The following is a 12347-nucleotide window of genomic DNA, read 5'->3' as shown; positions in this document are numbered from 1 at the left end:
TAAAAAAGCCTATAAGTATTTGCTTATAGGCTTAGACAGTAATCACAATGTGTTTGTTATCTGACGGATTTAAATAACCTGCGCAATCGCTTTACAGATAACCGGAATATTTTGTTTTGTCATGCCCGCAACGCTGATACGTCCTGAACCCACAATATAGACAGCAAACTCATCTTTAAGTCGATTGACTTGATCTTTATTCAGTCCAGAAAAACTAAACATACCATTTTGACGAGAGATGAAACTGAAATCTTGGTCAACGCCTTCTGATTTTAATGTCTCAACAAACAAAGTACGCATTTCGGCGATGCGTTGACGCATTTCGGTCAGTTCAGATTCCCATTCTTGACGTAGAGCATCATCTGATAGAATAGTACTCACAATCAAACCGCCATGTGCTGGTGGATTTGAATATGTTGCTCGAATAGTTTTCTTGATCTGGCTAAAGCTTTTTTGGGCTGCGTCTTCATCAGCAGCAACAATAGTAACTGCGCCAATACGTTCATTGTATAAGCCAAAGTTTTTAGAAAATGAGTTGGCAATTAATAGCTCTGGTACTTTTGCAGCAACAATGCGTAAACCTTGAGCATCTTCTTCAATTCCTGCGCCGAAACCTTGATAGGCAAAATCAAATAAAGGTACAAGTTCTTTATCTGCACAAAGTTGACCAACAATTTCCCACTGTGCAGCATCTAAGTCGATACCAGTCGGGTTGTGGCAGCAACCGTGTAATAAAATAAGATCGCCAGCTTGAGCACTTTGTAAATCAGTAATCATCGCATCAAAATCCATATCATGGGTTTCTGCTTTGTAATAGCCATACTCTTTTATTGATAAGCCAGCAGTTTGAAATATGTTTTGATGATTAGCCCATGTTGGGTTACTTACCCATAAGGTCTTAGATTCAGTATTCCTAACAAGAAATTCAGCGGCAACTCTTAATGAGCCTGTTCCGCCTGGTGCTTGTGCAGTGAAGGCTCGCTTGTCATTAATGATGTCGCTGCCTTGTCCAAATAGTAAGGTTTGAACGACTGCATTGTATTGTTCTACACCTTCGATCCCTAAGTAATTTTTCGTTTTCTCAGCTTCTAATAAAATTGCTTCAGCTTTTTTAACAGATTTAAGTACAGGGGTTTGCCCTGCTTCATCTTTATAAATACCAACACCTAAATTGACCTTTTCACTACGTGTGTCTTTTTTAAATGCATCTGTTAAACCTAAGATAGGATCGGCTGGAGCTTGAGGGACCTGAGAAAATATCATTACTTCTTTCCTTCGTATGAAGTGAACCACTATTTTTAGTATTTATACCATTGAATAGGTTTTTGAAATAGTGACTTTTGGTCATGAACAAAGAATTAGTTCACAGTTTGAACATTTGACATTTTAATTAGGTTTTAAATGGATATTTAATAACGTATTGATGATTTTCCATATTCATAAATGACTATTCATAGATATGGCTAACAATTCAACTAAGCGTCTTAGTTTAAAAATCCTATGGAATTTGATGTTAAACATCGCACTTTAACGACATAAGAAGCCATCGTTAGCGTAAAGCATGTTGAAGCCTTCGTATCTTGCTTATGTATCATATTCTTGTATTAAGAATATGGCACCGGAGGCCTGAGATGAACTGGCACGCCTGGTTTTAAAACGCCGAGGGATTTTATCTTGCTTCAATTACTCAAATGTCAGACATAAAAAAGCCCCGACTAATGTCGAGGCTTATTTATAATGGTACCCGAGGCCAGACTTGAACTGGCACGCCTATTAAGCGAGGGATTTTAAATCCCTTGTGTCTACCGATTCCACCACTCGGGCATAAGTGTTGTTTTAACCGGCTAGTTTAAGGCACTAAACAATTAAACAAAAATTGTGGAGGCGCGACCCGGAGTCGAACCGAGGTCGACGGATTTGCAATCCGCAGCATAGCCATTCTGCCATCGCGCCGTTGTTTGATTGGAGCGACATATCGGGTTCGAACCGATGACCTATACCTTGGCAAGGTATCGCTCTACCAACTGAGCTAATGTCGCATATCAAACAAAACACTTAGTTAAAACGATAAATCAATTTGTCCCTGAGTGCGGAATGGAATTCTACCGTTTTACGCAAATGTGTCAATGCAGAATTACTATATTTTAGGGCTTTTATAACCGTTTGATGTATAAATCAACGTATTGAACAATTATTGTCTATTAAACCATGACAGCCAACAAAAAAGGCACTTCTACTAAGAAGTGCCTTTGAAATGATGGTTCTTAAATGAGTAAGTTTACGCTTCTGGTAAAGAAAGCGTTGTAAGTCCAAGCATTTTTTGCATGACGCCGACTACTTGACAGCTATAACCGAACTCATTGTCATACCACACGTATAAAATAGCACGTTTGCCATCAGCAATAGTTGCTTGAGAGTCAACAACACCAGCATAGCGAGAACCCACTAAGTCACTTGATACAATTTCAGTAGAATCAGTGTAATCAACTTGGTTTTTCAACTCAGAAGTCAATGCGATATCTTTTAGGTATTCATTTAACTCATCGCGATTTGTTTCGCCGTTTAAGTTAACACTGATAATGGCCATTGAAACATTTGGTGTCGGTACACGGATAGCGTTACCAGTTAACTTACCTTCCATTACAGGTAATGCTTTTGCAACTGCTTTCGCTGCACCTGTTTCAGTAATAACCATGTTTAATGGCGCACTTCGACCACGACGGTCAGCACTATGATAGTTATCAATTAAGTTTTGGTCATTAGTATACGAATGGATTGTTTCAACATGTCCGTTTTCAATGCCATACTTATCATTCACTGCTTTTAATACAGGTGTAATAGCATTGGTTGTACAACTTGCTGCCGAAACAATCATATCCTCAGGAAGAATATCATTTTCATTCACACCGTAAACGACGTTCTTAATTGCACCCTTAGCAGGAGCGGTTAACAGTACTTTACTTGCACCTTTACTCTTAAGGTGAAGACCAAGACCATCTTCATCTTTCCAAATACCGGTATTATCCACAACAAGCGCATTATTGATGCCGTATAGTGTGTAATCTACTTGATCAGGTGAATTAGCGTAAATGATTTGAATATATGTACCATTAGCAATAATGGCGTTATTTTCTTCGTCTACTTCAACAGAGCCATTGAATGGACCATGAACTGAGTCACGACGTAATAAACTAGCACGCTTTTCTAAATCACCTTTTTTACCGCCACGTAAGACGATTGCACGTAAACAAAGCTTATTACTCTTACCCGTTTTTTCAATCATTAAGCGGGCTAATAGACGGCCGATACGTCCAAAACCGTATAAGACAACATCTTTAGATTCTACATCGTCACCAAAGTTTAAGCCTTGCTCTAACTCTTTAGTCATGTAGGCTTGAATTTGAGAAGCATCAGCATTATCACGCCAGTAATTAATAGCTAACTTGCCAATATCCACTTTACAGTGCTTTACTGATAACTTGCTTAATGCTTCAACGAATGGAAAGCTTTCACGAAGGCGTAATTTTTCGCCAATATGACGACGAACTAGGCGATGCGCTTTAATAATTTCAATTGTAGATGCGTTTAAAAGTGGTTTACCATAAACTAAGACTTCAACGCCTTGATTACGATATAGTTTACCAAGTAAAGGCTGCATAGCCTCTGCCATTTCGAAACGTTCTTGCCAACTTTGTAGGTGTTTATCAGCGCTCATTAAAAAGATCCTTTATCTCACATTTCAGCGTAGGGTGCAGAAAGCATTGAGTAACAAAAAGAAAAGACCAATAGTCATTATTTGATAGGGTTATCCCCGTTTGGTCGGCGACATTGTAATGAAATTTACGCTTTTTCGCCAGTAAGAAATTTTTAGTAAACGTGTAATTTTATTAGAGAAATTCCACTTTTGGAGCCTGTTTTGAGTAAAAGTTTAGTAATAATTACATCATTTTCAATATTTGCTGCTTTATTCGGCTTATTTGGTTGTGATGTTGGCCGAAATAGTGGCAGCATTTGTAAAAAAAATCCTGAACTTTGTGCGGATTTACACCGAGATAGTTGGTGTTTAGTAGAAAAAGGCGACTTAATTCGTAGTAGATACCAATTAAAGATAACCACTGAGCCTACTGGAAAACAACTATACGACCAATTAATAAAGCTTGAGTCTTATAGCAAGTGCATAGAATTAGCTGCTGGTGTTATCCATATACAAAACACCGACCGGACTTTAGATAGAGAAAGAGCATATGCTGTTAGCACACAAAATTTAATCCAGTTAAGAGAATATACCAAGGACAACCCAGACAATTACCTTGTGTATTATCGTTGGACAACGTTTAACGATATACCTTCGCGTGATACGTTAATTAAAGCTGAGAAAAATGGTGAAATAACAGAACCATTTATACTTGCTCAGCTTGCGTCACATTATATTAAAACGGATATGAATAGAGCAAAGATGCTTTATTTACACCTATTGTCCCACGTTAAGCCTAAAACAATTGACCCTGATTGGTTACTCGCTCTCGCTACAATTTATCGTTGGGAGCAAAATGTTGATAATGAATATTTATTGACTAAGGCGAATACATTAATGAGTGACAACATTGCCTCACAAGAAAAATTATTAGCGCTTATAGCTAATGACAGTAACCGAGCTCAGCAATTAGATTTAGAAGCGATTGAGCTCGTTAGACTATTAAAAACAGCTCAGTTCGATACAAGTGAAATTAAATCAAAATTTGAATAAACAAAGACCACCTTGTTAGCTACACTGAGTACAATTAATTAACAGTTAACGCTGTATTACACTTTCAAAAAAATAGCCAACAGCAGCTTATTTCTGTAATTTGTAAATTAAATACAGATATTTTGCACTTTATTAGCGTTTTGAGGCTTTTTTACTTGACGAAAATCGTTAATTTGGTAATTTTACTACCATATGATTTACGTAACAGATTTATAATCACTTGAGGGATATGCAATGACTATCCGTGTAGCAATTAACGGCTATGGCCGTATCGGTAGAAATGTTTTACGTGCGCTTTATGAAAGCGAAAAGGATTACCCAATTGAAATCGTAGCTTTAAACGATTTGGGTGATGCTTCAATCAATGCTCACCTTACCAAATATGATTCAGTTCATGGTCGTTTCAACGCTAAAGTTGATCATGATGATGAAGCCATCTACGTTAATGGCGATAAAATCCTGACTTTTCAAGAACGAGACCCTTCTAAATTACCTTGGGCAGAATTAAACGTTGATGTTGTTTATGAATGTACTGGTATTTTCACATCTAAAGAAGCAGTACAACCGCATTTAACAGCTGGCGCTAAGAAAGTTATTATTTCTGCTCCAGGCAAAAATGTTGATGCAACTGTTGTTTACGGCGTGAACAATGAAGTGTTAACCAGTGATATGACTGTTATTTCAAATGCTTCATGTACAACCAACTGTTTAGCTCCTTTTGCGAAACCGTTGAATGACTCTGTTGGTATTGAATCTGGTTTAATGACTACTATTCATGCTTACACCAATGATCAACGCTTATCAGATGTTTACCACACTGATTTACGTCGTGCTCGTGCAGCAGCAATGTCTATGATCCCAACGCAAACTGGGGCAGCTGCTGCTGTAGGTTTAGTGGTTCCTGAGCTTCAAGGTAAGTTTGACGGTTTAGCTGTACGTGTACCGACAGTTAACGTATCTCTTGTGGATCTAACTTTCCAAGCGTCTCGTGACACAACAGTTGAAGAAATTAACCAGATAGTGGCAGATGCAGCAAAAACTTCACCATTGAATGAAGCGCTTGCTATTAATGTTGAACCTTTAGTCTCTATCGATTTCAACCATAATGCATTTTCTTCTAACTTTGACGCGACTCAAACACGTGTTAATGGTCGACTTGTTAAAGTAATGGCTTGGTATGATAACGAATGGGGTTTCAGTAACCGCATGTTAGATAATACTGTTGCATTAATGACAGCTAAATAATTTGTTTTAATTTATAAAAAAGAAACATTAAAAAGCCCTGCACTTGCAGGGCTTTTTGTTATTAGCTATCAATTTTATTAAGCGTTACCCTTCACTTTCATGTTTAAGGTTTTCGCAAAATTAAGCATTCTGTTTAATGGCACTAGTGCATCATCACGTAATGCATCATCTACGAACACTTCGTGTTCAGTTTTATTTGTTGCTGTCAGTGACGCTTCAATAGCTTGTAAACCATTCATTGCCATCCAAGGACAATGAGCACAGCTTTTACATGTAGCGCCATTACCACCAGTTGGTGCTTCAATGAGTGTTTTACCTGGTGCTGCTTGTTGCATTTTATAAAAAATGCCTCTGTCAGTCGCCACAATAAACTCTTGGTTGTCCATGTTTTGTGCAGCTTTAATTAGCTGACTCGTAGAGCCCACAGCATCCGCTAAAGCAACGACATTTGCCGGTGACTCAGGGTGAACCAAAATAGCAGCATCAGGATGCTGTATCTTAAGTTCCTTTAATGCTTTAGATTTGAATTCGTCATGAACAATACAATCGCCCTGCCACATCAACATATCAGCGCCAGTTTCTTTAGCAATGTAACTACCCAAGTGACGGTCAGGTCCCCAAATAATCTTTTTGCCTTCGCTATCCAAATGTTCAACAATCTCTAGCGCGATACTAGAGGTTACTACCCAATCTGCACGGGCTTTTACTGCCGCGGAGGTGTTCGCATAAACAACTACGGTATGGTCTGGATGGGCATCACAAAATGCTGAAAACTTATCAATTGGGCAACCAATGTCTAAAGAACAAGTGGCTTCTAACGTAGGCATCAAGACAGTTTTTTCAGGGCTTAAAATTTTAGAGGTTTCCCCCATAAACTTTACACCAGCAACAATCAGTTTCTTTGCTGGATGGTCACGGCCAAAGCGTGCCATTTCGAGGGAGTCAGAAACACAACCACCGGTTTCTTCAGCCAGTGCTTGAATTTCAGGATCTGTATAATAGTGTGCAACTAAAACAGCATCTTGGTCGATCAATAGCTGTTTTATTCTTGCTTTAGCTGCAGCTTTTTCAGCATGAGACAATAAAGCAGGTTTCGCAGGAAAAGGATACTCGATAGATTCGATATTCGGTGCCGAGGTGATCATTATGGTTCCGAGAAGTTACAACGTCCGGAGATTATACAAAATCAGTTAACAAAATTAAAGGACGCAATAGCGTCCTTTAATGAGTTAATTAGATTGCCATTATAGAATTAGCGCATTGTGAGTAACATTTCTTGTGGCTGCTCTAAGTACTGCTTCCAAAGATTACAGAAACGAGCAATGGTTCCACCATCGATTACACGATGATCGCCAGACCAACTGACTTGCATAATCTTACGCGCTTCTACCTCGCCATTGGCATTGAAACGAGGGAGTGTTTGTAATTTACCTAGGGCAACAATCGCAACTTCCGGTTTATTGATAATAGGCGTAGCAACCGTCCCACCTAAAGCACCAATATTTGAAATTGATATTGTTCCACCTTTTAAATCAGCAGGACTTACACGGCCACTTCTAGCAGCAGTTGTGAGTCGTGTAATTTCAGCGGCAACTTGTAAAATAGTTTTACTTTGTACATCTTTAACATTCGGTACTAACAAACCCACTTTTGAATCAACAGCCATACCAATGTTATGACTCGTTTTATAGGTTAACTCAGTGCAATCAGGGTTGACTTGACTGTTTAATACTGGAAATTCATTAATGGCTAATGACATTGCTTTCATGAAGAAAGGCATCATTGTCAATTTAACTTCGTCAGTTGAATAACGTTGTTTCATCTCGGCGCGTAATGCAACTAAATCTGTTAAATCAAATTCTTCACAATATGTAAAATGAGGAATCGTAGAAACAGACTCAACCATCATCTTAGCCATAACAGCTTTAACACCTTTAATTGGCTCAACTCTGTCTGCATTTGTTGTTTGAATATTAGCTGGTATTGCAGCGCTATTAGAAACGTTAGTCGTTTTAGAGGCTGAGGTTTGGTTTGCTGTGGAGCCATTAGCAAACGCTTCAACATCTTCTTTATACACACGACCATTTTTACCCGTACCTGGCACGTTAGCAATATTGATATCCAAACTTCTAGCTAATCGGCGAACTGCAGGACTTGCTAACGCTTTACCTTGAGCAACTGGTTCACTAGTAACGATTTCGCTAACGGCAGCTGAATGCGTGACTGTTTGAGCCGCTTCAACTTGAGTGCCTGTAGATTCAACCTCGATTGCGAATAACGGCTCATGAACTTTAGCTAATTGGCCTTTTCTGTAATGTAATTTTACAATCTTGCCATTTTTAATCGCTGGTATTTGAACTAAAGCTTTATCTGTCATCACATCAGCAATCGGCTGATCCTCTGTGACAATATCACCTTCAGCGACAAGCCATTCAACAAGTTCACATTCAACAATACCTTCACCGATATCAGGGAGTAAGAACTCTTCAACATCACGTGCGGTAGTTTGACTTATTTGTTCAACATTTCTTGCAACTTCATTGCTGGTTTCTTCATTAGCTTCTGTTGCCGTTTCTTGAGTAGAAGGTGCTCTAGATTCATCAGCAGTGTTAACACCTGTTGCCTCAAGTTCTACTGCATAAAGCGGCGCATGAACTTTTGCAATGTCACCCTTCGCGTAATATAGCTTGGTAATGACGCCCGCATGAGGTGCAGGTATTTGAACTAAAGCTTTGTCTGTCATCACATCAGCAATTGGTTGATCTTCAACAACAACATCACCTTCTTGAACCATCCAATCAACAAGCTCACACTCTACGACGCCTTCACCAATATCAGGCAAAATAAAATCTTTAATCATATCTTGCTCCTAGAAATTGACTGAAGCTTTAATGGCTTCGTAAGTTTTAAGTTCATCTGGCATGTATTCTTTTTCCAGAATCAACGGATATGGTGTATCTAAGCCACATATACGGCTTATAGGTGACTCTAAATGTAAGAAACACTCTTCTTGAATTGTCGCTGCGATTTCACCGGCGAAACCACCCGTTAACGGTGCTTCATGGTTAATGAGCAAACGACCTGTTTTCTTGACAGATGCAGCAACGGTATCAATATCCCAAGGTGACAAGGTTCTTAAATCGACAATTTCACAAGAAATGCCGTCCTTTTCAGCCATTTTTGCCGCTTTTTCAAGAGTTTCCATCTGAGCGCCCCAACCAAGTAAGGTAATATCCGTCCCCGTTTTAACGACATCAGCTTTACCAAGCTCAATTACGAAGTCGCCGGCAGGGACTTCACCAACAGATGCACGGTACAATCTTTTTGGTTCAAAGAAAATGACCGGATTTGGATCGCGAATTGAAGCTAATAACAAACCTTTGGCTTGTTCTGGGTTCCGTGGAATGACGACTTTTAAACCAGGGGTTTGGGTAAAATACGCTTCTGGCGATTGCGAGTGATAATGACCACCTGCAATACCACCGCCGTACGGGGTTCTAAAAGTTAACCCACCAACGTTAAACTGGTTACCACTGCGGTATCTGAACTTTGCTGTTTCATTCACTATTTGATCGAATGCAGGAAAAATATAATCAGCAAATTGAATTTCAGCAACGGCCGTCATACCATTTGATGCCAAGCCATTAGCAAAACCTGCAATGCCTTGTTCAGTTAAAGGAGTATTAAAACAACGATCTCTGCCAAACTTTTCTTGTAATCCTGATGTTGCACGGAAAACGCCACCAAAATGACCCACATCTTCGCCAAACACAACCATTCGTTCATCAGCAGTCATTGCAATTGCCAATGCATCATTGATGGCGTGTAACATATTCATTTCAGCCACAATTAAATTCTCCCTGCGCTTTTAGGATACGACTTTGGATATTTCTTAATATGTTGTTTGAGCTCTGCAAGCTGCTTTTCTAAAACAGGTGTAGGCTTATCCAGTACGTCTGTAATCAAACCATCTATGTGTGGTAAAGGCACTTTTTCAGCCACTTTAACGGCGCTAAGTACTTCCTCACGATATTTCTCATAACGTGCTGCATCATCTGCTTCATTAAGCCAATCTTTATTTATCATCCAAAGCTTGAAGCGTTTAACTGGGTCATGTTGTTCCCATTTCGCTTCTTCTTCTTTCGAACGATAACCAGAAGGATCATCCGATGATGAATGCGCACCTAAGCGATATGTCATTGCTTCGATTAATACAGGTGCATTGTGTTCAAGCGCGTGCGCGCGAGCTTGTTGAGTTGCTGCAAGCACAGCTAACATGTCATTACCATCAACACGAATGGTATGCATACCGTAACCCACACCACGACTAGCAATGCCATTACCGGCAAACTGTTCTTCAGTAGGCGTTGAAATGGCATAACCATTATTACGACAGAAAAATATCGTTGGAGATTTTAACACTGCAGCCATATTCAAACCTGCATGAAAGTCCCCTTCTGATGCTGCGCCTTCACCAAAGTAACAAATGGCTACGTTACGTTTACCTTGTAATTTAAAAGCATGTGCAACGCCAGTTGCCTGTGGAATTTGTGTTGCAAGTGGGGATGAAATGGTTTGGTAATTTAGCTCGTTACTACCGTAATGAATCGGCATTTGACGGCCTTTACCTAAATCTTTTTCATTACTGAACATCTGATTCATAAATTGTTCAGTAGTAAAACCACGGTATCGTAATGAGGCATGTTCGCGATACTGAGCAAGAATTACATCGCCATCATCTAACGCCGCTGTACTGCCGATAATTGATGCTTCCTCACCAGTACATGTCATATAAAAACTGATACGACCTTGTCTTTGCGCACTTAGCATACGTTCATCTAATACTCGGGTAAAAACACAAGTATCATGAATTCGCTCAGCGAGTGCTTTATCTATCACTGGCATGACGGCATTTTCGTATGTCGTACCATCAGCTTGAAGAATTTTTAAAATAGGAATGTGCAATGAAGCTTTGTCTAAGAAGCTGACACGATGCACTGTTTCATTATTCAGTGGTGCGTTGCTCATATTGTGCTCTTATTATGTGAGGCCTTATAAAATAAAGCTTAATTTATACTATGCGAACGAACATTACGTTAACGTAAACTAGCGATCAACTAATGTTCATTCCATCTAGTGAATAACTTCTCATTTAATTTGTATATCTAGCTTTACAAATTACTGAATATCTTCGTTAGGAGCTGGTATTAAGCATAATACCGTGCGCTGACCAACAGGTACATTTTCATTTGGAAAAACGATAGCTTCATACGGATATTCAATTAAAATTTCTTTTCCGCCTTCAGTTGCTAATACTTCACCTTGCTTAAAGCCGGTAAAATTAACCGTGGCTTTTGGAAATGCGAATGTAAAATCGTCGAATTGCTTGTTTACTGAACGAGACACTTTATACAAGTTAAGCTGGTCGCTGTTAAATTCAGCAACTGATACTTGCTGCTTGGTTATCAAGTGATTTAGCATTTTGCGCGTATTAGCAAACTTACTCATTTCATTTTGACCAAACGGCATCACCTTTCCAAGCTCAACGGTGAAAGCGTCGGCTTTAAATTGTTCTGACGAATAATAGCTAAATGTCGTTGTCGGTTCGTGATGAAATAAAATGGTGTCCACATCGCAACCAGCAAGAAACATAATTTGTTCAGCACTAAAACTACGTCCTGGTCGATAAGGATATATCGCAAATTTTTCGTGTTTTGAAGGCTTAATCGCTGTGTGCAAGTCATAATGAATACGTTGTGATACGTGATTATCGAGGAAAAAATCGCTTACATAATCCTCCAATGCTTTAGCGCGAACTCTTTCCTTGTTGCAAAGCCCTTCACCTTTTGAATGCGCGCCGCTAAATAACCTGTTCATGTTTTCTTCTACAAAACGGGTTTCAGTTAAAATGGAATCTGGGTTGCCAATTAAAAATAATACTCTGTGTTCTGTCTGTATTTGTTCATTAAGTAACGCTTGGATTAAGTCATTACAAATCTCAATAGGCGCAGTTTCGTTCCCATGAATGGCACACGATAAAACAATATCCTTAGTAGAACCTGTTGCAGGAGTAAAGCTGATGACACCGTTATCATGTATTTTGACTATTGTTTGATTAGATAAGGTGAAACTGTGTGAGGTAATGACTTTATCGATGTTAGCTAAAGTGAACGCTAAAAAATCTTTTTCTTCCATTAATTGTTGAAACACGAAGACTCCTTGAAAAACGGTAAAACGAAATTGGTTTCAATAACAGATGTTGATTCTAACACAACAAGTGGAAGCTGACGTTAAGGGACAATTAACATAGTGTAAAACTTTACTTGCATTCTCATTCAGAATAAATATAATTTTA

General features: G+C 39.0%; 9 protein-coding genes and 3 tRNA genes. 2 read left to right on the top strand and 10 right to left on the bottom strand.

What is annotated here, in order from left to right; translation table 11 throughout:
* Nucleotides 1–69: 69 nt before the first annotated feature.
* The 5 genes from BCU84_RS06735 to BCU84_RS06715 all read right to left on the bottom strand — a co-directional run bounded on the left by BCU84_RS06735 (nucleotide 70) and on the right by BCU84_RS06715 (nucleotide 3715).
* Nucleotides 70–1263: an amino acid aminotransferase gene (locus BCU84_RS06735; RefSeq protein WP_102527307.1), complete on the bottom strand. Its 1194-nt coding sequence runs from the start codon at nucleotides 1261–1263 to the stop codon at nucleotides 70–72.
* A gap of 475 nt (nucleotides 1264–1738) precedes the next feature.
* Nucleotides 1739–1824 (bottom strand) — tRNA-Leu (locus BCU84_RS06730).
* Nucleotides 1825–1879: 55 nt separating this feature from the next.
* Nucleotides 1880–1953: transfer RNA gene (locus BCU84_RS06725), tRNA-Cys, on the bottom strand.
* Between the two features lie 10 nt (nucleotides 1954–1963).
* Nucleotides 1964–2039, bottom strand: a tRNA-Gly gene (locus BCU84_RS06720).
* Nucleotides 2040–2278: 239 nt separating this feature from the next.
* The gene (locus tag BCU84_RS06715) at nucleotides 2279–3715 is read right to left on the bottom strand and encodes a glyceraldehyde-3-phosphate dehydrogenase (RefSeq protein WP_102527306.1); all 1437 of its coding nucleotides are present in this window, start codon (nucleotides 3713–3715) and stop codon (nucleotides 2279–2281) included.
* A gap of 201 nt (nucleotides 3716–3916) precedes the next feature.
* On the opposite strand from BCU84_RS06715, the gene BCU84_RS06710 reads away from it, so the two are divergent.
* Both BCU84_RS06710 and gap read left to right on the top strand, forming a co-directional pair.
* Entirely contained in the window at nucleotides 3917–4747 is an 831-nt protein-coding gene (locus BCU84_RS06710; protein ID WP_102527305.1) for a DUF2989 domain-containing protein, read from the top strand.
* A 234-nt stretch (nucleotides 4748–4981) separates the two neighbouring features.
* Nucleotides 4982–5992: a type I glyceraldehyde-3-phosphate dehydrogenase gene (gap, locus tag BCU84_RS06705; protein WP_102527304.1), complete on the top strand. Its 1011-nt coding sequence runs from the start codon at nucleotides 4982–4984 to the stop codon at nucleotides 5990–5992.
* A gap of 77 nt (nucleotides 5993–6069) precedes the next feature.
* Here the strand turns inward: gap and nadA are convergent, their stop codons facing one another.
* The 5 genes from nadA to astE form a co-directional block, all read right to left on the bottom strand.
* Nucleotides 6070–7137 carry a quinolinate synthase NadA gene (gene nadA / locus BCU84_RS06700; protein WP_102527303.1) on the bottom strand — a complete coding sequence of 356 codons (1068 nt, stop codon included), beginning with the start codon at nucleotides 7135–7137 and terminating at the stop codon, nucleotides 6070–6072.
* A 107-nt stretch (nucleotides 7138–7244) separates the two neighbouring features.
* Nucleotides 7245–8852: a dihydrolipoyllysine-residue acetyltransferase gene (locus tag BCU84_RS06695; RefSeq protein WP_102527302.1), complete on the bottom strand. Its 1608-nt coding sequence runs from the start codon at nucleotides 8850–8852 to the stop codon at nucleotides 7245–7247.
* 9 nt (nucleotides 8853–8861) lie between these two features.
* A complete protein-coding gene (locus tag BCU84_RS06690; protein WP_102527301.1) occupies nucleotides 8862–9839 on the bottom strand; it encodes a transketolase C-terminal domain-containing protein in 978 nt (325 codons plus the stop codon).
* Between the two features lie 2 nt (nucleotides 9840–9841).
* On the bottom strand, nucleotides 9842–11020 hold the full coding sequence (locus BCU84_RS06685; RefSeq protein ID WP_102527300.1) for a thiamine pyrophosphate-dependent dehydrogenase E1 component subunit alpha: 1179 nt from the start codon (nucleotides 11018–11020) through the stop codon (nucleotides 9842–9844).
* A gap of 150 nt (nucleotides 11021–11170) precedes the next feature.
* Nucleotides 11171–12202, bottom strand: coding sequence for a succinylglutamate desuccinylase (gene astE, locus BCU84_RS06680; protein ID WP_102527299.1), 1032 nt, complete (start codon nucleotides 12200–12202; stop codon nucleotides 11171–11173).
* Between the last annotated feature and the right edge of the window lie 145 nt (nucleotides 12203–12347).

Source organism: Shewanella sp. 10N.286.51.B7 (assembly GCF_002873615.1).
GTDB classification, from domain to species: domain Bacteria; phylum Pseudomonadota; class Gammaproteobacteria; order Enterobacterales; family Shewanellaceae; genus Shewanella; species Shewanella electrodiphila.
The sequence above is the reverse complement of the archived record's forward strand: the minus strand, read 5'-3'. Positions and strand labels throughout refer to the sequence as shown.